Source organism: Bacillus cereus group sp. MYBK220-1, assembly GCF_051916445.1.
Classification (GTDB): Bacteria; Bacillota; Bacilli; order Bacillales; family Bacillaceae_G; genus Bacillus_A; species Bacillus_A cereus.
On the sequence record NZ_JBQAGQ010000005.1, the window covers coordinates 18,898 to 37,881 of the forward strand.

Here is an 18,984-nt window from a genome sequence, read left to right on the forward strand (position 1 = left end):
AAAAAATAAATGGAAATTAAATGTAGATTTAGATGGTCTCTATTTTTAACAATTTTGCTTTGTTATAAGGGTGGGAATGGTATATGCGAGATTTAATTATCCAATATAAAGAAACGTTATGTAAGCTAGAGAATGCTAAAATAAGTGCAAAAGAAGAAGAGATTAAAATATTAACAAGTATGATTAGTGATGTCACATATGCTTTGGAGTGGATGAAGAATGCAAAGATGCCGGGGAATCGTAGGGGAATAGAACGTAGAGCTGCTTACCAACGAGAAAAATCATATGATTCCTTGTTAATGCAAAGGTATTTTCGTAGTACTGATACAACATATGAATGGGATGATGAAAACAAAGAAAGTGTCATTTCAGAATGGGAGAGAATAAAACTAGAAGATGCGCTCTCTACTTTGACAAAATATGAAAAAGAAATATATATCATGTCAAGAGGAAGAGGCATTACACAAGAGAAAATTGCTAAATATTTGAATGTTTCAAGAAGCACAATTAAAACGATTCTATATAGATCTGAAATAAAAATTGCTAAACAAGTAAGAAAAAGTCTTTTCTGCGAAAGTAGTTAAGGCTTTTTTTAATTACAAATACATTCTTGTCACCATAGTGCCACCTATAAATAGAGAGTAATAAAATAAGTTTAAATGAAATATAAAAAATGAAGAATGGATACTAGCAAAAAGAAAGAGTAATCCAAAAAATATCTATAAATGAAATGAGAGATTTTAAAAGTGACGGCATCTTTTTATTTACTACAAAATAGGCAGTAGTACATGAAAAACTACAGAAGGATGCGATTAGATGTTAGAACAAGATATAGATACTATGCCAATATGTTCAATTTGCCTTGAAAAATGTTTGTGGGTTTTGAAATTTCCAATCACAATTCAGTATTGTGAACAAATGTTAATTCGTGAGGTAGTTGACGACAATATAACAACAATATGTATTGAGTGTTTAGAAAAAGAAATACAAATGATGAGTTAAAACGGGAGGGAATGCTAGTGGCGCGACCAATGAAATTGAATGATGAGCTGATAAATAGGTTGACCCAATATATTAAAGTAGGGAATTATATTGAAACCGCATGTGCGTTAGTTGGAATAAGTAGAAGTATAGTTTATGTTTGGTTAAAACAAGGGCGTAGGGCAATTGAAACGAGTGAAAAAACAGGTGAAGTAGTACCGAGAAAAGATAAGATTTATGTGAAGTTAGTCATGGAAATTGATCAGGCATTAGCATTTAGTGAAGCTAGAGACGTTGAGACAATTGGGGAGCATGCAAAATCTAATTGGAAAGCCGCAGCATGGAGATTAGAAAGAAAATTCCCAACTAAATGGGGAAGAAAAGATCAATTGCAAGCAAACGTAAATCATTCAGGAGAAATGAAAGTAGAGCATAATAAAATGGCTATGAAAATTGGGTGTGATGAGGAAATGCTTGATTTAGCTATGAAATTATTTGAGAAAGTTCAAGGAGGAGAATTACAATCATGACACGGATGAATGTGCATAAGTTAATAGATGAAAATACATTTAAGGAATTGGCAAAAGTGAACTACCCCTTTCTATGTTCAGTATACACATAAGGGATTCTATAAACATGCAAAGCACACAAAATTAATAACAAAGATTTGCCAAGATTTAATTGAAGAGAAATTATCGACTAATAGATTAATGGTGTTTATGCCACCTAGGCATTCAAAATCACAGTCTATAACAGAAACATTGCCAAGTTGGTATTTAGGAAATTACCCAAATAAGAGAGTTATAGAGGTATCTTATGCATCAAGTTTAGCTGAAAAGTTTGGTAGAAGAAATCGTGCTAAGATTGAAGAGTTTGGTAAAGAAATATTTAACATTAGAATTGATGAGCGGCAAGGTTCCGTAACAGATTGGGCACTACATAATCACTCTGGTGGAATGTTGTCTGTAGGAGTTGGTGGTTCGATTACAGGGGAAGGAGCAGATTTATTAATTATTGATGACCCTATTAAAAATCGCCAAGAGGCCGAATCAATTACATACCGAAATAGACTATGGGATGAATGGGAAGATACTTTATCTACACGTTTACAAAAAGGTGCAAAGGTAATTCTAATTTTGACGCGATGGCATGAGGACGATTTAGCTGGTAGATTGTTAGAGAAAGAACAGGAGAAATGGACTGTGTTATCAATTCCCGCTATAGCAGAGTCAAGGGATGATCCATTGAACAGAGAAATAGGAAGAGGCTTATGGATTGAACACTATGGCCAAAATTATTATGAAGATAAAAAGAAGTTTTCCTCTGCACGTTCATGGTTATCTTTATGGCAACAAAAACCATCAAGTGATATAGGGAATATTTTTAAAAGGAACTGGTTTCAATATTACGATGTATTACCAAATTGGGAACAATTTGATCAAATTATTACTTCCTGGGATATGGCTTTTGATAACACTACAAATAAAAGTTCATTTGTGGTTGGACAGATCTGGGGAAAGATAGATGGAGACAAATATTTAATTGATCAAGTGAGGGCGCAAATGAATTTCCTAGAAACAAAGAAAGCATTTGTTGTTTTTCATCATAAATATGAGTCGATCCTTCGAAATTCTGGTTTTAAAAAGTCCATTCCGAAATTAGTTGAAAAAAAAGCAAATGGCCCTGCCATTATTAGTTCATTGAAGAATGAAATAAGTGGAATTATTCCTATAAATCCACAGGGTTCAAAAGAAACACGCGCTGAGGCGATATCCCCTGAATTTCAATCTGGAAATGTATATATACCTAATCCTAAAATACAATCTTGGGTATATGATTATATAGATGAATTAGCTTCTTTCCCATCTGGTAAGCATAATGATCAAGTAGATACAACGTCACAAGCCTTAGAATACTTTTTTACTAAGCAAAAAAAAATAATGGGTGGAAAAATAAAAAGAGTTTAGCTGAACATGTAATGTTCAGTTTTTTTATATTGGTAAAGTTTTTATGAAAAACATTGAATAAATGATTTGTATATGAGAGGAGGCATAAATCTTATGGTTGAGAAAAAAGCAATTAAAAATGTGAAGGTACTTAATTTACAAAGTCGTGAGATGGCTTTACGTGATGAGGAACTTCAAAGCAAACAAATGACAATTGATCCATTTGCACAAGTGTACGGTGATAAAGAACTAGTGAAGCCTCCATATGATATGCAAGTATTATTAAATTTGAGAGAAAGTAACCCTATTCACTCGGCATGTATTAGTGCAAAAGTAAATGATATTGCTGGTATGGGATTTGATTTTGCACCGCTAGATGAAGTGACAGAGGCAAATCAAGAACAATATAAAGAATTAAAGCGTTTTATGAGGTATTGCAACAATGAAATGACAAGTAGCGAAATACTTAGGGCAGTTTGGGAGGATTATGAAACTGTAGGTTGGGGAATTATAGAGGTTGTTCGTAATTTGAAAGGGGAACCAGCGCAGCTACACCATATTCCAGCACATACGGTACGTGCGCATAAAGATAAGATTCGATTTGCGCAGATTGTAAATAATGAGGAGAGATGGTTTAAGAGATTTAGTTATCCATCTGATTTTAGGTTAGTAGATGGAAAAATGATTAGTGATAGCTTAGATGAAAACTCGTTATTAGACACTGAAGAAAAAGCTGGTGAAGTTATTGTAATTCGTAAATTTGGTTCTAGATCATCATACTATGGTATTCCGGATTATGTGAGTTCTATTGGTTCCATTGTAGGATCACAAGCTGTAAGAGATTACAATATTAATTATTTTACTGGTAAAACAATTCCAGATGCTGTTTTGTTTGTTGAGGGTGTTGATGAAATAGATGATTCAGTTGAAAGAGAATTAAAAACATTTTTCTCTGTCGAAACAAAAGGAGAACATCATAAGTTAGCAGTTGTTCCTGTCCCTGAAGGAGCCAAAGCTCGCTTAGAGAAATTAGGGCCTGATGTCAAAGAAGCGAGCTTCCGTTTATATCGCCAAGATAATGCTATGGAAATTTGTGTAGCTCATCGAGTTCCACCATATAGAATTGGTTGGGCTATGACAGGGTCACTTGGACAGACGACAGCAAAAGAAATGAATGAAATGTATAAAAGATCAATTATTGAACCAGGTCAACAAATTTTAGAACATCGATTAAATACACAATTATTTAAAGAGTTTACAGAAACGTTGGGGGAGTTGGACTGGCAGTTTCAATTAAATGAAATTGATACAGATGATCGAGCAAGTGATATGCAATATGCAATAGATGGATATGAAAAGAGTATATTAACAAGAAATGAATGCCGAAAAGTTATTGGATACGAACCAGTTCTAGAAGGAGATAAATTTTTAAATGAAGATTCAAACTCGATTTAGTAGTCTTGCTAGAAAGTAGGAATATATTATGCCAAATGAATTGAAAAATGTAGAAATTAGTTATGTTTCATTAGTAACAAAGGGGGCTAATGGTAGGCCATTTGCAATTATGAAGGGTATGAACATGAATGGCTCTAACGTTTTGAAAAATGTCCCTATTTTAAAGAGGGAAGATGAAAAACAACTTGTAACAGGGGTTGTTTATGAACCAAATATAGAAGATGCACATGGTGATATCATGACGGCTGAAGAAATTGAAAGAGCAGCTTATAATTTTTTGGAGAAATATAGATATATAGATAAAAATCATGACGAGTTGGCAGGAAAAGGAACAGTAGTAGAAAGCTGGATTTCTAAAAATAATACGGTTGTTGGAAAACAAAATATTAAAAAGGGAACATGGCTTATGACTGTTCGAGTAGACGATAGTGAAACATGGAAAGAGATCAAAAAAGGGAAAATTACAGGCTTTTCGATGGGAGGGGTTGGAGAAAGAATGGAGATGCCACAAATGGATGAGTTTACACAAGATGAGAAAGGTGTAATTCGTAAGATGTTTAATTTTTTTAAGTCACATTATGACGAGGAACAAACTCAGGAGATGGATAATCAGTCAGTAAATAGTAAACAAAACTCTAAGATGCAAAAGGTATTTAATTTGTTTGAAGACGTATTTTATGTTGGGATTTGGGAGGGAAATGTAGATATTAAGCGGATGGTTTCCACCTTAGATGAAATGAAGGACATTTTAAATACAATGAAGGGTGGTGATACAGATTTCTTGCCGGAAGATATTACTATTAATTCCATAAATGAAGTAGGCAAAATCTTATATAAGAAAAATGATAAAAAATTTGATGAAATGATTTCTTTGATGAACCAAATTAAAGAAAATAAGTTACAAAAAAACACAGATCAAAATTTAGATGAGATTGCAGACATTGTAAAGAGAGAAATGGGTCCTTTTCTTGAGAGATTACAGGAGTTGGAAGAACAGTTAAATAAAGAACTTGAATCAACTCATGATACTAATGAATTAGAAAATGACAGAGAATCTAAAAAGACAAGTGAATTTATTCAGAAGGTAATAGACCCCATTTCAAAGAGACTTGAAGTAATTGAGCGATCAGCACAAGTTCGTAAAAGTCTTGGGGCTGATGCCAAACCAACAAACGAGATGAGAAAACCAGTAAATAAATGGGTAGGATTAGATCTATAAAGATAAGGAGAAATGAATCTATGAATAATAAAGAATTATTAGCACGTATTGAACGAATTGAAAAGAGTACAATGACAACAGGAGGAATGAAAGCGGGGCTATTATATCCGGAACAAAGTAAAGAATTTTTCCGAATGGTATTTGATGCAACTCCATTTTCTCAATTACATCGTAAAGAGATTCGCAAAGCGAAAAAAGGTGAATTAGATAAAATTGCAATCGGTGGTCGAATTTTACGTAGGAAAATGGAAAATAGTGATGATGGCTACCGAGCAGGTGTAGAAACGTCGAAAGTTGAATATGATACAGTTTCTATTCGTTTACCATGGGAGATTACGGAGGAGCTACTTCGAGAAAATATCGAAGGTGAAGGATATGAAGATACTGTTATGACATTAATGTCAACTCAGTTAGGTATTGACCTTGAAGACCTTCATTGGAATGGGGATGTAACTTCAGAGGACCCATTTCTACAAATTAATGATGGCTGGTTAAAACAAATTAAACAATCAAGTAAATCTCATATTGTCGATCATTTTAAATTAGTGACGGGAACGGGAGATGCTGAAGCTAGTGCTGGGTTTAGTAAAGACTCAATCTTTAATTTATCTAAGGCGATGCCTAATAAATATAAAAATGAAGGTTTAAAGTGGATTATGTCACCTGCTCGTAGAGAGAAGTGGATTGAATATTTAACAACTCGTTCAACTGGCTTAGGTGATGCAGCGTTATTAGGTACAGGGGATCAAGTTAATAAGCCGTTAGGGTATGAGATTGTCACAGTTCCTTCTCTTCAAGATGATGTAATTATTTTTGCAGATCCTAAAAACTTTATTGCGGTAAATACGTATGACACGCGAGTTCGTAAGACTGTAGAAGGTAAATCTGCTGTTATGGAAGATAAGCGATTCTATGTTATTCATTTGGATGATGATGCAGTTATTCAAGAAATGGACGCAGTAGCAATTCTTACTAATATACCTGATAAATTTGGGAATTAAGTAAGGTAATTTGCATATGAAGATTATAGAATTAAAATTAGGCGGTACATATACTGCATATGGCTATACTTTTTTTAACGGAGTAAAGGAAAAGGTTGCAAATGAGAAAGCAAACTATTTACTAAGTACAGGACATTTTAAGTTAATAGATAGTATAGAGGTTAAAAAGAAAGAGAAGTAAAAGAGGTGGAAAGATGGAAATTACTGTACAGGACATAAAGAACAGGGTAAATGTTCAACGAATGCCCGATACGGTAATCCAGGAGCTCATAAGTCAATATGAATTGATTACTAAAAACTATTTGAGAAGTAAGCCAAGTAACCCAATGAAAGAGAAAGTTAGAACAAGTAAATTGGCTTGGCTTTCTTTTCGAGCAGAAAATTTGATCAAGGTAATCCATATTGGCTCTGGAGAAGAAGTTACCAGTTCAGTTTTTTCTGATGGTTGCACTGTATATGGTTTAAGTGAGAATCAATTATATGAATTTGAGTATACCATACAAGATTATGATGGGCTTTTGACTTTAATGAAAAAATGCATCATCGATATGACGTGTTATGCGGTAATTCGAACAAATCTACAATATGAAAATATGAAAAAATCAGCAAATATCGGAGATTATTCATATGAAATAAATATTGAATCGCTAGATGAGGAAACTGTTAATAAAAAGATTTTAAAAGTATTAAAAAAATACCGAAGTAGAAACCCTTTAATAGCATTATGAATGAAAGAATAGGCTGTGAACATTAGATATGGAAGAATTATATATACATGAAGTAACTGTGAAAAGGAATCAAAAGGTAAAACAGCCGGCAGGAAATTTTAAAGAAGAGCCTGTCATTATTTATGAAAGAATGAAGTGTCGTGTAACAACACACACAGCGGTAGATAATGAAAGGTTAAAAAGAAATAAACAAAATTTTGAGCCGAATTTTAAAATTTATACTTCTGCAGAACATAACATCCATACAAATGATGTAATCTATTTTCATGATTATGTATTTGAGGTAAGAGGAGAACCAAGAAATCCATCATTTTTAAATCACCATATTGAATTGTATTGTGAGTTGTTGGAATAAAATGACGAATACATCGGAATTCATGGTTACACGTAATGTAGAACAGGTTAAAGAACAACTTAATAAAATGATGGTAGAAAGAATTATAAGTGCTTGCAATCAACTGCAACGAGAAATGAAACAAACAGTATCAGGTAGTCACAATGGTGTGAAGTATAAAATTCCACGATCAAGTCGCACATATATTGCTTCAAAACCAGGAGAGACATTTGCTTCTAGAACGGGAGAATTACAAGATTCTATTAAATATGGCTTACATATTACAGATAACGAAGTAGTAGGAACGATTGGAAGTCAATTAAAAAGAGCGGTGTATGTCGAAAATGGTACAAGTACTGTAGAAGCCCGACCTTTTTTCTTAAAAACGTTTGAAAAAGAGCGTGGTGAATTAAAAAGGACATTGGGAGGAGAACAATGACGACAAAAGCGATTGCAACAATTAGAAATATTATTGAGAAAGATACAATTGTGCAAAGTAATCTATCGAAATATGAAGGAGAGCCCGCTCTAACATTTCAAACTGCACAAAATGATATGAAAATGCCTTATGTGGTAATGAGAATTGAATCTAATAATCCGGATGATATAGAGGTAATTGATCGTATGATCCTCACTTTTGATATATATTGTGGCCAAGGTGATTATGAAAAAGCGGATGTAATTTCAAGGCGAATAGAACATTTGTTAGACAGAGAAGCGGGATTGTTAAGAGATTCTGGTATTATTACAATTCATCGAGCAGGCAGTATTACAGTTCCAGATGAAGATCCATCAATTATTCATATTAGTATTAAGTTTCTTGTACGGGTAGGAAGAATGGAATTATATTAAGGAGGGAAAAAAATGAGTTGGAAGCTTATTAATGGTGTACGTGAGGGTACAACTGATAATTTTGTTATTGGACCGGGTGTAATGTATAAAGGTTTTAAAAGTGTAAAAGACCTAGGTGAGATGTTAGGAGCTACTACAGGTGGCTGTAAAGTGGGGTTTACTAGAGAATACTATGATGCTGATATTGATGGTGTTTTAGGAAAACTAGTTCGCGGAAAATGGCTATTAAAAGATGAACCACATATGGAGGTTACACTTGTAGAATTTACGAAAGAAAATTTAGAGTTAGCTCTACCAGGTGTAGATGTAGATAGTACGACTGATAATGATTATAACATTGTAAAACCATCTAATGAAATTAAAGACGCAAGTTATAATGATATTGCAATAGTAGGTGTAGTTTCAGGAAGTGATATTCCGGTTATTTTTGTTATCCGAAATGCAATGGTAGTTTCTTCTGTAGAAATTGATTTAAAAGATGGTAAAGGAACTGTAGGACTTAAATGCAAATTTATTGGTCATTATAGCGAAAGTTCGCCTAATACACCCCCTTATGAAATTTATTTACCAAAGAAAAAAGCACCTAAATTACCTACAACAAGTAAATAAGTTGTAGGTTTTATTTTTAGGTTATAAAAGGAGATATTGAATATGACAACAATGCTAGAAAAAATGATGCATAATAGTACAGAAATTACAATTTCAGGTCAGAAGATGAAGATGAGACGTTTAAATGTAAAAGATGTTTGGCGTTTTACTAAGATTATTTCTAAAGTTGGTCGTCATGCAATGACTGATTTTATGGAGTTTGGGAAAGAAAAGAATGAAATTGATGAAAAAATTCAATTGGCCCAAATGAATGAAGAGCAACAAGAACAGTTAAATGAAATTGAAAAACTAAAAAAAGAAAAGGGTTTAGAGTTTGTCTTTCAATTATTGTCTATGATTCCGGAATGTGAAGATGAGTTTTCGGAATTTTTCTCTAGTCTATTACAGATTAAGCGTGAAGAATTCGATCAGTTACCACCAGAAGCTATGGTAGCAGTTATTGAAGGATTATTAGAAAGTGAAGATTTAATGTCTTTTTTCAATCAGGTCAAGGGTCTAATCAAATCTCAAAGTCTCAAGTGGAACAAACAAGAAATGTAGAAAATGACTCTAATAAATACATAGAAGAAACAGAGCAAAATATGCTAAGGGCTTTTGATAAAGTCCAAAAACGGTATGGATGGACAGATGATTATGTCTTATCCATACCGTATTCTCGTTTAATGGACTTATTTTCTTTTATTAGTCAGGAAGAGCAGCAAGAAGAATTAAATGAATGGAAAAAAATGGCCTTTATTGGATTTCAAACAAGGCAATTAGAAGAAGGAACAACTTTTCAGGACTATTTGCAAGCTTTTGGACTTACGGAATCTACGTCGGATGGGGAAGAAAATGAGACTATGGAAGTTTGGTCCAAAGAGGAATGTATCGACCATGCAAATAAGCTGATTGCAGAGTTTCAGTTTGAAGACGATCAGGAATAAAAAACTTCCTAGTTAGAAAGGGGGGAGTGAATGTTTACAGAAGTATTCCAGTTGTTTGGTACAATTGGAATTAAAGCAGATGAAGCTTATAAGGATTTAGCAAAGTTTGAGGAAAGTTTACAAAAGGCTTCTAAGAACATACAAGAAAAATTTCAAAAACCAGCAGAAGTACTTAATCAAATAAATGGCCAAATTCAAAAAATTGGTAACGGGGCGACCAATGTTTTTGGGAAGATTGGTAACAAAGCGGATCAGGCATATAAAGGTGTAGAAAAGTTTGAAGAGAGAGTGCAAAAAGCCTCTAATACAATGCAAGAAAAAATCCAAAAATCAGCAGATTCTCTTGGGAATATTAGTAAGCAAATGCAAACATTTGGTGACACTATTTCAAATAAAGTTACAAAACCTATAGAACAAGTCAATAGCAAAGCTTTACAATTTGCTACCGATGTGGAAGGTTCTCAAAAAAAACTACAGGATATGCTTGGGTTAACTGAAAAAGATGCAAAGAGTTTGGCTGGAACTATTCAACCTATCGCTCAACAAGTCGTGAAGATTTCCAATATAGTAATACCATCGTTGAAGCAAACGGTTGAGTTAATCAAATCTGTTTCTAGTCTTATATCTAAGGCGAGTGAAATCATTGGTGGCCTTGTAAATATAGTTAAAACATTAATGCAAATACCGGGTGCAATTACGGCGATTATTAAAGATGCCTTAAAACTAATTAAAGTTTTTAGTGAGTTCGCACAGATATTGACTGGTCTTGGAAAATCAATGTTTTCATTAGTATTAAGTCCATGGGGCATTGCAATACTTTTAATGGTTGGTTTAGTATATGTGCTGTATAAAAATTGGGATTCAATTGTGAAATATACAAAGCAGGCAGTGCAATGGATCAGTGATATTTGTTCTAAAGCCTGGGATGCTATCGTTAAAGTTGCGAAGTCAGTATGGGATAGCTTGTCAAAGTTTTTCTCAAGTTTTTGGGAAGGAACAAAAAAAGTATTCCAATCTGCGGTATCGTTTATAGATAAAATACTTAGCGGGGCATGGAAAATAATTACTACTGTAATTACAATGTATATCAACATATGGAAAAAGACATTTGAAATTGGTTGGAATTTAATAAAAACGATATTTAATACAGTGCTAAACGTAATAAAAAGTGTTGTTAAGTTTGCTTTAGAATTTATTAAAAGCTATATTTCTACTGCTATTAAAACATGGCAAAATATTTTTAAAACTGGCTGGGATATTATAAAAACAGTTTTTACGACGGTGCTAAACTTTTTGAAAACATTTATAAGTGGTGCATTTCAAGCAATTCGCAGCATAATTACGACTGTGATGAATGGGATAAAAACCGTCATTTCTACAGTGTGGAATGGAATAAAGGCAATTTTTACGACTGTATTAAACTTCTTAAAATCAGTTGTAAGTAGTGTGTTTCAAGCAATTCATAGCATAATTACAACTGTAATGAATGGAATAAAGATGGTTATTTCTACGATTTGGAATGTAATTAAAACAGTTTTTATAACTGTATTAGAGACTATAAAGAATTTTGTGGTTACAGCATTTCATTTTATAAAAAACACAATTACGACTGTAATGGATATCGTAAAGTCTATTATTGTAACCGCATGGAATTTTATTAAAGAAACAATAATAGTTGCTGTTCGGACATTTGTTAACTTTGTGGTGGATAACTTTAATAAGATAAAAAACACAATATTTAGTGTTGTTGGTGCTATTAGAGATTTCATAGTAAGTAACTTTGCAGCAATTAAAAAAGCTATCGTCGGAGCGTTTGACGGCATTGTTGATACAGTAAGGGATGTATTCGGTAAAGTTGGTTCTATAGTTAAGGGGATAGCAAACGACGCTGTAAGCTGGGGGAAAGATATTATTGCTGGTATTGGTAAAGGTATGACATCTATGGCTGGCTGGGTTGTTGATAAAGCTAAAGGCGTTGTAGACGGAATACCAAAAGCAGTTAAAAGTTTCTTTGGTATAAAATCTCCTTCTCGTCTAATGATGGAATACGGCGGATATATTACAGAAGGTCTTGGTGTAGGGATGGAAAAAATGATCCCGGCTGTGGACAAGGCTTCTGGATTGTTAAATAAAGCGGTTGTTCCACCAAAACCGATGCAACTAGTAACGGATGTATCTACCCGAATTGGACAAATGGGTGCACATTCTGCTGATATGATTGGAAAAGCTGCACATCCATTTGCTGGGCACTCTTCTGTTGAAAAGAAAACTGATAAGGGTGTTACAATTCAAAATGCTACATTCAAAGTTGCTGTTGAAAAATTGCAAACTGCAGAGGATTTTGTGAAAATGAGAAAATTACTACAAAACGTAGTTGCTGATGATCTAATGGGAATGGCGGTGCGTAATGTATGAGTATATTAAAAACATTGCATAGAAGAGCTGGTTCATATCATCTCTTATGGGATGTTACAGAATTAAAAAGTACAATTAAATATACTATTAATTTTTCATGGCCTGGGACATATAATTTTTCTTTTATGTCCCAAGTTCCTATTGGTTCTGATGGTATGTTACCAGATAAATACTTTATTGTTCGAGTAAATGGTATTGAAAAATTTAGAGCAAGAGGTGCTTATGCCTGGGAAGCAAGAGAAATTTTTGTTGGTGCAGGGCCACAAACAATTGAATTTACAACAATCGGTTACGGTTCTTCTGACGTAGCCTATTTGCGCGATGTTTATTATCATGCATATGGACCTATACCTACAATTGCAATGATTGAACAAACGAAAATGCCTAAATCCTTAAACGGATTAAAAAATTACAATGTTATGCATGGATATCCTCGTTACCAAAGTACTGGTAATAAAGGATGTGAAGTAGAATTTACTGCTTTATTCAATGATATCAGTCATTGGCGTGAGTTCATGAGTGAAATATATCGCCCTCATATTATTACAGGTGATTACGGTACCTATGGTGGTATTATTCCACCTAATGAAGTTGATGCAATACGTAAAGGAACACTAGTAATAGCAAAGTGTAAATTAATATCTATGTCACAAGCAGGTATTGGAGTTGATGGAATGTGAGAGAAGGATCTATTTCTTTAATCAGAATGTTGGGGAGCTATTTCCAAGTGGGGAATAATGCTCCTAATTTAATTGTTTATATGAAAAAAAGAGAATCTTCTTCTTATGTACAAATACAACATCGTGTAGTAAGCCTGGAAGTGCAAGAGAACGCAGATCAGTTCGCAAGTACATTTTCTATTACCTTTGCTAATGAATATGGGCAAATGGCACCTGATAACTGGTATGGTAAGTTTTCTTCCATTCAAGAATGGTTTTACAACAGTGAAGTAACAAACACAAACCAACTATATCCGCAGACTGAATTTAAGGTTTCTATCGGTTATGGTGAAGAAGCTTTACCGTATATACATGGTTTTGTATCTGACGTAAAGGTGAATGCCGAAAGCGGCACAATATCAGTTACCTGCACAACATCTTATAAAAAGGTTCTACAAAAATCAGTAATTCCAACGCCGGGATCAGATGAAATTGTTGCACCGACTGGAAATGTGTATGATGTAGTGAAATTCTTCCTTGAAAAAGCAGGAGTTACATTACACGGTAGTAGGGTAAATATTCCCGGTACAAATCAAAGCTGGATTGTTGAAGGGGCAACTGGAAAGAGGTTTCAAAAGTGGGATGAAATTGTAAGGGATATTATAGATACAACATTCCACTACATTAAACATGAACCAGATGGAAGTTGTACATTTATGAAAATGCCAGACTATGCAATTAATGAGCCTGCAAAGTTTAGTTTTAGAGAAGGCGAAAACCTTATCTCTTTAGATATGCAATTAACGGATCAGGACATTAGTAACAGTATTGTTATTAAATGTGGAGATTATGCTAATGGTTTTATTAATTCATTCTTACTTAAAAATGTCTCTTTAGGGGATTTGCGAGAGGAAATGATAGAAGTACCTTGGGCAACAACATTCTTTGCAAGAAGGGCAGTTGCTGCAGCTTATCATTTAAAAGCGATTCAAAAGTTCAGAACATTAACAGTTGCTGTGATAGGGGATCCGCGAATTCAATTGTTTGATGTGGTTTCCGTCTATAATAGGGATTCTGGGCAACAATGGAACTACTTTGTTAAAGGAATTAACACAATGATTTCTGCTGATGATGGATTCTATCAAACTTTAGATTTATCTGTTAACTATGGGTATGAACCTACCCCATATACAGATATAGCAGGAATCACAGTAAATGTTGATACATTAAGATTAAAGCTTTGGGATTGGGATGTAGAGGATGGAGATTTATTAAATATTTATTGTAACAATAAATTAGTCGAAGAAAATTATTTTATTCGGAACAATCCTACATACGTTGATATTTCGCTTGAATATGGAGTAAATATCATTGTATTTGAAGCGGTTCGAAATCCTAAAGGGATTCTTACAGGCCGTTTGCAAGTACTAGATACCAAGAATAATATCTTGTTCGATTATGGTTCCTTACCAGATTTATCATTTCCTCGAGTAAATCAAGATAAAGATCACTATTATACCCAAAGGCCAGCAAAAACTTGGTCTGTTACAAGGGTAAATTAGGGGTGATTCTATGATAATGCAAAAGAACTTATATGATCCTATTATGTATTTAATGAAAGGATTAATTGATAGAGAATTTTACAGCGGTGGAAAACCGATGCCTGGTAACGATCCAAATGATGTTTTTAAAGAGGCTATGACCGAAGGGTATACACTGGTTCGTGATGGTGCTCGTTTATCGGCAGTTGATGGAGATAAATATCTGCACTACGATTTGGTTTTTAATGGACAAGCACTACTTGAAAAGGTCATTATATCCCATAAAATAACAGGTAAAAAGATGGAGATTCAACTAATTTATAACGCAAATAAACAATTAGATCGAGTACAACCAAGGCTTATTAATAAAGGTAACGGTATGTTATCAGATTTACCAATTCCCGATGTGTCGTAATGATGCATGGGGATTTTTTAATACAATAAAAAGGGTGATTACCTTTGTTTGAAACAACTTATATAGCTGGTGGCCGATTAGATGCGCCATTTTATCCAACGAAAACTTTTCCGTATATGAAAGGTTTTATAATGGATTCTAAAGCATGGACAGAAGATAAGATGGAATACGTATTACCAATTGACATGGAGTTTTATGCCATTAGCGTGAGTAGTTCTATGTATGAAATCGATGATAAATGGTCGCTTATTGTAAATGACGGTATTGTTTGTGAGGATATTTATACAAAAAAAATACCAGAAGGTATAAGTCTTATGTCCTATATGCAATTAAAGGCTGGAGATAAAATTATTTTTAAATTTCATAACCAAGGAATTAATAATAAGCAAGTATGGATTGCTTTACAGTTTTTGAAGTAATGGGAGGGAGATTATGAGTTTTGCTGTAAATTATATGGCGGGTGGCCGATTAGATGCGCCATACTTTCCAACCAAAACAATTCCTTTTATAAAAGGAAGAAGAATAGGTGTTTATGAAAATATTCATCATAATGAATTTATAGCACCAGTTGATATGGAAATGATTGCATTTTCTATTGGTGCATCAAAATATAACGATAATGATTATTGGAATTTATATATTAATAATGAAAAAATAGCAGATGAAATTTATATGAAAGATGTTCCCGAAGGATTCAATTTTTCTGTTGTTAAACAAATTCCTGCGAAAGCGATTATCCGTTTTGAATATATAAATAAATCTTTAGAGAAAAAAGCTATTTGGCTAAATTATCAATTTTTAAAAGATTAGGAGTGAAGTAAAGTGGCGTTTATTGAAAAGGTATTTCAAGAAGGAAGTTTCTTAGATGATCTTATAAATGTAGCAACTAGTAACGGATGGACAAAGGTTAAAAGGTTTCAAAAAGCAGGTTATCCATTAGAAATTTTAAGGAATTCTGGTGTGAATGAAACATTATACCGTTTTGGAATTGCGGAACATACGATTATTAAAAATGCAGAAGGGGCTATGTATGGATTAGTCCAAATCGCATCTTGGGATATTGCTAAAAAGGATCTTTCGTATAAATTTAATACGGAGGAGGATAAAGCGGAGTTTATTAAGGATGCAAAATTAAGATATAGTAAAAATCTTGATCGTTCCTGTTTTTATGTTTATATGATTGAAAAAGATCCTGCATTTAAAGATGGGACAGCGATAGCAGTAGCTTATGATTCTTTCACAAAAATTTTAATAGATGTAGAAGTGAGTAAAACGGATATTCTTATGAAGAATGGCTATCCAAGTATAGATTATACCAGTGCTAATACGGATGTTATGATGTCACCGTTTGTAAAAATTACATTACGTAACCCGAATTTAGAAGGGGTTGATGTAAAAACAAATTGGTGGCCTGATTCATTAGTTAGAGTGACTGGCCAAGTAGATAAGGATCGTGTAGTTTTATTAATTCAAGCAGATAATACACCTGCATTTGAAAATAATGTAGTTCCGGTTACACCTTTATACATGGGTAAAATTGAAAGCTATGCGAAAGATGATCAAATTGGTGACGCACTTTGGGCTGGGACAGCATTTGATACAGGTACAGAAAATAGCTCACATGCATTTGATTTTAATGATAAGAAACCATATAGAAATGTGAATGATAGTTTGCCAATTTTAAAAACGTATCCTAAATCACCAGGTAATGGTATTGATAACGTTATTATTAAGCGTTCGCGATTAGGGGCTAGATATCAAGCGCATTATATTGCTTGGAATGTTGCTCCGAATGAGATGCCGCCTGATAGAAAAGGAGTAAATGGTGGTCAATATCCACTAGCTTGGCAGTCTCATGATAATGATGAATATAAGTATCAATTTAATCCTTCGGTATATAGTGGTCGAGTTCATACATCTCGTGCTTATGTTGTTCATCCAGATGAAGGTGTGCGAGGTTTCTTACCTCACATGGTTTTACTATCTCCTTTAGGATTATTGAATGGGGATAAGTTAAAAGTGCGAAAGAATACTTGTCCAGATACATTTGATATTTATCGTTTTTATAATGTTGATGCCATTTCGCCAATTACAAAAAGACCAGCGACACCATATCGTCCAGCTGGATTAGGAATTTATGAGAAGTCAATGTAAAGGGGAGAGAAAAACATGTGGTTTGATAAAGTAGCTTATTTACAAACATTACCAGTTGAATTAGAGAAAATGATTACAGAGCGAGGATGGAGTCGAAAGTTATACTTTAAAATTAGAAGTGGTATCAATAAATTTATTGATGTTCGATTATTTGAATCGTTAGGTAGCGATGGAGAATGGCGCAGATTTGGAGTGGCAAATGCTTATGATACGAGCGATTCTGATTTTACAGATGGTAGATTTATTCCTGTGGATTCTCCATTAGGAAAGCTAGGCATGGGAGATGGAGTGAAAAAGGAATTTCAAATTCCGACATTTCCTGTAGTTGAAAGTTCTTTATTAGTGTATGTAAATAGTATTTTACTAGAAAAGGATAAATATAAAGTTGATGCTAAAGCGGGGAAAGTTATTTTTAATCAAGCGATTGTAAAAGGAGATAAAATCACCTGTGAGTATCGATTAACAAATGATGCATACGAACCAAATAATGATATGATTTTCTTTACGTTTAACCAATATTTTATTGAGAAGGAAGTAAAGTTATCAGATGCTGAAAGTGATTTAGGAAACGGTACCGGTTCAAAAAAATCATTTAATTTGCCATTTTCAAATTTTGATGAAAGTCGTTTTATGGTTTATAGAAATAATCAGATGGTCGATCCGGGGGAATATACAATTTCAGATACAGCAATTGAATTTCAAACTGCCCCAAAAAGTTCCGAGAACATTAAATTTTCTGGAGTGTATTTTCTAGCACCAAAGGCAGACGGAACGTTAGATACTTTAGTAGCGAAGACATCATTTGACGTACAAAAAATGGAAAGTATTATGGCTGAAGTATATTCTACAGTTAATTTTGTAAATCCTTCGCCTTATACACCGATTAGTTTTACACCAGAAGCCCGTTTTACAAAAGATTGGAAACGTGATTCTGTCGTTTATATGTATGGTAATGGAAATAAAGATCGTATTGTTATGTTTATGCGTGTAGATCCAACACCAAGTCCTGTTCGAGCATTATTTGTACCATTATATATTGGAAGAATGTACACATTTGATAATGCACCGCGTAAAAACACTGTAATTATTGGTGGTTGTCGTAACGGGGATCAATATAATTATGCGCCTAATAAAAAAATTGGAAATGCAAATTTAGACTACGGAGAAAATACAGGTAATGGAAATGATTCTGTATTATTAGCTCAATCATATACAGGTGCAATGTATCAAAAACATTATTTATCATTTATTACTCACGATATGGATATTGATAGTGGACAAGGTCGATTTAATCCATCTGTCTATAGTGGAAAATATCATTTGTCACAGATTTATATCGTTCATCCTAATGATGGATATGTTGGGAAATTAGATGATGTTTATGCTGTTCACCCAAAAAATATTCAACAGGCCGATGAATTGGAAATTGAAAAGGAAGTTACAAGTGAATCTTTAGGAAAAGGAAATGGAATGAGAAAAGTTTTCCATTTAGAGCATAAACCTAAAGCAGGAACACTTAAGTTGTTAAGTGGATGTACTTTAGTTCCTAATACTGACTTTGTTTTAAATGAAGATGATAAAACAGTGACGTTTAAAGAAATTCCAATTAACGGGGTAGAGATTACAGCAAGTTATGAATTTGCACAATTATATCGTTATACGTTGCCGACTACCGCAGTCTCTCCGATGACACAAGCGAAAGCAACGCCATTTAATCCAATTGGTCTAGCTATTTATAAAGAAGATATTTAA

The 18,984-nt window shown here is 33.6% G+C and carries 23 protein-coding genes; all 23 read left to right on the forward strand.

Annotated features, from left to right (window positions below; all coding sequences use genetic code 11):
• Positions 1-83: 83 nt before the first annotated feature.
• The 23 genes from ACTFRU_RS20720 to ACTFRU_RS20830 all read left to right on the forward strand — a co-directional run bounded on the left by ACTFRU_RS20720 (position 84) and on the right by ACTFRU_RS20830 (position 18,984).
• Positions 84-584 carry a sigma-70 family RNA polymerase sigma factor gene (locus tag ACTFRU_RS20720; RefSeq protein ID WP_017657992.1) on the forward strand — a complete coding sequence of 167 codons (501 nt, stop codon included), beginning with the start codon at positions 84-86 and terminating at the stop codon, positions 582-584.
• 232 nt (positions 585-816) lie between these two features.
• Positions 817-1,002 carry a hypothetical protein gene (locus ACTFRU_RS20725; RefSeq protein WP_000892959.1) on the forward strand — a complete coding sequence of 62 codons (186 nt, stop codon included), beginning with the start codon at positions 817-819 and terminating at the stop codon, positions 1,000-1,002.
• A gap of 11 nt (positions 1,003-1,013) precedes the next feature.
• Positions 1,014-1,511: a hypothetical protein gene (locus ACTFRU_RS20730; RefSeq protein ID WP_069603977.1), complete on the forward strand. Its 498-nt coding sequence runs from the start codon at positions 1,014-1,016 to the stop codon at positions 1,509-1,511.
• A gap of 189 nt (positions 1,512-1,700) precedes the next feature.
• Positions 1,701-2,948, forward strand: coding sequence for a phage terminase large subunit (gene terL / locus ACTFRU_RS20735; RefSeq protein ID WP_227749024.1), 1,248 nt, complete (start codon positions 1,701-1,703; stop codon positions 2,946-2,948).
• Positions 2,949-3,041: 93 nt separating this feature from the next.
• Positions 3,042-4,382, forward strand: a complete 1,341-nt coding sequence (locus tag ACTFRU_RS20740) for a phage portal protein (RefSeq protein WP_017657990.1) — start codon at positions 3,042-3,044, stop codon at positions 4,380-4,382.
• Between the two features lie 28 nt (positions 4,383-4,410).
• Positions 4,411-5,601 carry an XkdF-like putative serine protease domain-containing protein gene (locus tag ACTFRU_RS20745; RefSeq protein ID WP_440037794.1) on the forward strand — a complete coding sequence of 397 codons (1,191 nt, stop codon included), beginning with the start codon at positions 4,411-4,413 and terminating at the stop codon, positions 5,599-5,601.
• A gap of 20 nt (positions 5,602-5,621) precedes the next feature.
• Entirely contained in the window at positions 5,622-6,602 is a 981-nt protein-coding gene (locus ACTFRU_RS20750; protein ID WP_001060157.1) for a phage major capsid family protein, read from the forward strand.
• Between the two features lie 16 nt (positions 6,603-6,618).
• Entirely contained in the window at positions 6,619-6,783 is a 165-nt protein-coding gene (locus ACTFRU_RS20755) for a YqbF domain-containing protein (protein ID WP_000691127.1), read from the forward strand.
• A gap of 13 nt (positions 6,784-6,796) precedes the next feature.
• Complete coding sequence (locus tag ACTFRU_RS20760) at positions 6,797-7,330, forward strand: hypothetical protein (protein WP_000406978.1); 534 nt, start codon at positions 6,797-6,799, stop codon at positions 7,328-7,330.
• Positions 7,331-7,358: 28 nt separating this feature from the next.
• Positions 7,359-7,685 carry a hypothetical protein gene (locus ACTFRU_RS20765; RefSeq protein ID WP_000392019.1) on the forward strand — a complete coding sequence of 109 codons (327 nt, stop codon included), beginning with the start codon at positions 7,359-7,361 and terminating at the stop codon, positions 7,683-7,685.
• 1 nt (position 7,686) lies between these two features.
• Positions 7,687-8,103, forward strand: coding sequence for an HK97-gp10 family putative phage morphogenesis protein (locus ACTFRU_RS20770; protein WP_002153798.1), 417 nt, complete (start codon positions 7,687-7,689; stop codon positions 8,101-8,103).
• Complete coding sequence (locus tag ACTFRU_RS20775) at positions 8,100-8,516, forward strand: hypothetical protein (protein ID WP_000208342.1); 417 nt, start codon at positions 8,100-8,102, stop codon at positions 8,514-8,516. Before ACTFRU_RS20770 ends, ACTFRU_RS20775 begins: the two co-directional genes overlap by 4 nt.
• Positions 8,517-8,528: 12 nt before the next feature.
• Complete coding sequence (locus tag ACTFRU_RS20780; RefSeq protein ID WP_016513545.1) at positions 8,529-9,125, forward strand: hypothetical protein; 597 nt, start codon at positions 8,529-8,531, stop codon at positions 9,123-9,125.
• 42 nt (positions 9,126-9,167) lie between these two features.
• Entirely contained in the window at positions 9,168-9,665 is a 498-nt protein-coding gene (locus ACTFRU_RS20785; protein ID WP_048538563.1) for a hypothetical protein, read from the forward strand.
• Complete coding sequence (locus ACTFRU_RS20790; protein ID WP_000438521.1) at positions 9,644-10,048, forward strand: hypothetical protein; 405 nt, start codon at positions 9,644-9,646, stop codon at positions 10,046-10,048. The genes ACTFRU_RS20785 and ACTFRU_RS20790 overlap by 22 nt, the downstream gene beginning before the upstream one ends.
• Positions 10,049-10,078: 30 nt before the next feature.
• Complete coding sequence (locus tag ACTFRU_RS20795; RefSeq protein WP_440037795.1) at positions 10,079-12,463, forward strand: phage tail protein; 2,385 nt, start codon at positions 10,079-10,081, stop codon at positions 12,461-12,463.
• A complete protein-coding gene (locus tag ACTFRU_RS20800; RefSeq protein ID WP_000025596.1) occupies positions 12,460-13,143 on the forward strand; it encodes a hypothetical protein in 684 nt (227 codons plus the stop codon). Before ACTFRU_RS20795 ends, ACTFRU_RS20800 begins: the two co-directional genes overlap by 4 nt.
• A complete protein-coding gene (locus tag ACTFRU_RS20805; protein ID WP_001206668.1) occupies positions 13,140-14,684 on the forward strand; it encodes a hypothetical protein in 1,545 nt (514 codons plus the stop codon). Before ACTFRU_RS20800 ends, ACTFRU_RS20805 begins: the two co-directional genes overlap by 4 nt.
• Before the next feature lie 10 nt (positions 14,685-14,694).
• Positions 14,695-15,078 carry a hypothetical protein gene (locus ACTFRU_RS20810; protein WP_069603979.1) on the forward strand — a complete coding sequence of 128 codons (384 nt, stop codon included), beginning with the start codon at positions 14,695-14,697 and terminating at the stop codon, positions 15,076-15,078.
• 44 nt (positions 15,079-15,122) lie between these two features.
• Positions 15,123-15,497: a hypothetical protein gene (locus ACTFRU_RS20815; protein ID WP_000464270.1), complete on the forward strand. Its 375-nt coding sequence runs from the start codon at positions 15,123-15,125 to the stop codon at positions 15,495-15,497.
• 13 nt (positions 15,498-15,510) lie between these two features.
• Complete coding sequence (locus tag ACTFRU_RS20820) at positions 15,511-15,888, forward strand: hypothetical protein (RefSeq protein ID WP_000006644.1); 378 nt, start codon at positions 15,511-15,513, stop codon at positions 15,886-15,888.
• A 12-nt stretch (positions 15,889-15,900) separates the two neighbouring features.
• Positions 15,901-17,232 (forward strand): hypothetical protein, encoded by a 1,332-nt coding sequence (locus ACTFRU_RS20825; RefSeq protein WP_139849282.1) that lies wholly within the window; start codon positions 15,901-15,903, stop codon positions 17,230-17,232.
• A gap of 15 nt (positions 17,233-17,247) precedes the next feature.
• Positions 17,248-18,984 carry a hypothetical protein gene (locus ACTFRU_RS20830; RefSeq protein ID WP_426937746.1) on the forward strand — a complete coding sequence of 579 codons (1,737 nt, stop codon included), beginning with the start codon at positions 17,248-17,250 and terminating at the stop codon, positions 18,982-18,984.

Bases quoted from the DNA above. Each gene is read 5' to 3' on its own strand.
- ACTFRU_RS20765 (WP_000392019.1), top strand. From the start codon at position 7,359: ATGGAAGAATTATATATACATGAAGTAACTGTGAAAAGGAATCAAAAG.
- ACTFRU_RS20745 (WP_440037794.1), top strand. From the start codon at position 4,411: ATGCCAAATGAATTGAAAAATGTAGAAATTAGTTATGTTTCATTAGTA.
- ACTFRU_RS20830 (WP_426937746.1), top strand. From the start codon at position 17,248: ATGTGGTTTGATAAAGTAGCTTATTTACAAACATTACCAGTTGAATTA.
- ACTFRU_RS20800 (WP_000025596.1), top strand. From the start codon at position 12,460: ATGAGTATATTAAAAACATTGCATAGAAGAGCTGGTTCATATCATCTC.
- ACTFRU_RS20750 (WP_001060157.1), top strand. From the start codon at position 5,622: ATGAATAATAAAGAATTATTAGCACGTATTGAACGAATTGAAAAGAGT.
- ACTFRU_RS20755 (WP_000691127.1), top strand. From the start codon at position 6,619: ATGAAGATTATAGAATTAAAATTAGGCGGTACATATACTGCATATGGC.
- ACTFRU_RS20725 (WP_000892959.1), top strand. From the start codon at position 817: ATGTTAGAACAAGATATAGATACTATGCCAATATGTTCAATTTGCCTT.
- terL (WP_227749024.1), top strand. From the start codon at position 1,701: ATGCCACCTAGGCATTCAAAATCACAGTCTATAACAGAAACATTGCCA.
- ACTFRU_RS20795 (WP_440037795.1), top strand. From the start codon at position 10,079: ATGTTTACAGAAGTATTCCAGTTGTTTGGTACAATTGGAATTAAAGCA.
- ACTFRU_RS20760 (WP_000406978.1), top strand. From the start codon at position 6,797: ATGGAAATTACTGTACAGGACATAAAGAACAGGGTAAATGTTCAACGA.
- ACTFRU_RS20775 (WP_000208342.1), top strand. From the start codon at position 8,100: ATGACGACAAAAGCGATTGCAACAATTAGAAATATTATTGAGAAAGAT.
- ACTFRU_RS20820 (WP_000006644.1), top strand. From the start codon at position 15,511: ATGAGTTTTGCTGTAAATTATATGGCGGGTGGCCGATTAGATGCGCCA.
- ACTFRU_RS20810 (WP_069603979.1), top strand. From the start codon at position 14,695: ATGATAATGCAAAAGAACTTATATGATCCTATTATGTATTTAATGAAA.
- ACTFRU_RS20730 (WP_069603977.1), top strand. From the start codon at position 1,014: ATGCTAGTGGCGCGACCAATGAAATTGAATGATGAGCTGATAAATAGG.
- ACTFRU_RS20720 (WP_017657992.1), top strand. From the start codon at position 84: ATGCGAGATTTAATTATCCAATATAAAGAAACGTTATGTAAGCTAGAG.
- ACTFRU_RS20770 (WP_002153798.1), top strand. From the start codon at position 7,687: ATGACGAATACATCGGAATTCATGGTTACACGTAATGTAGAACAGGTT.
- ACTFRU_RS20780 (WP_016513545.1), top strand. From the start codon at position 8,529: ATGAGTTGGAAGCTTATTAATGGTGTACGTGAGGGTACAACTGATAAT.
- ACTFRU_RS20740 (WP_017657990.1), top strand. From the start codon at position 3,042: ATGGTTGAGAAAAAAGCAATTAAAAATGTGAAGGTACTTAATTTACAA.
- ACTFRU_RS20785 (WP_048538563.1), top strand. From the start codon at position 9,168: ATGACAACAATGCTAGAAAAAATGATGCATAATAGTACAGAAATTACA.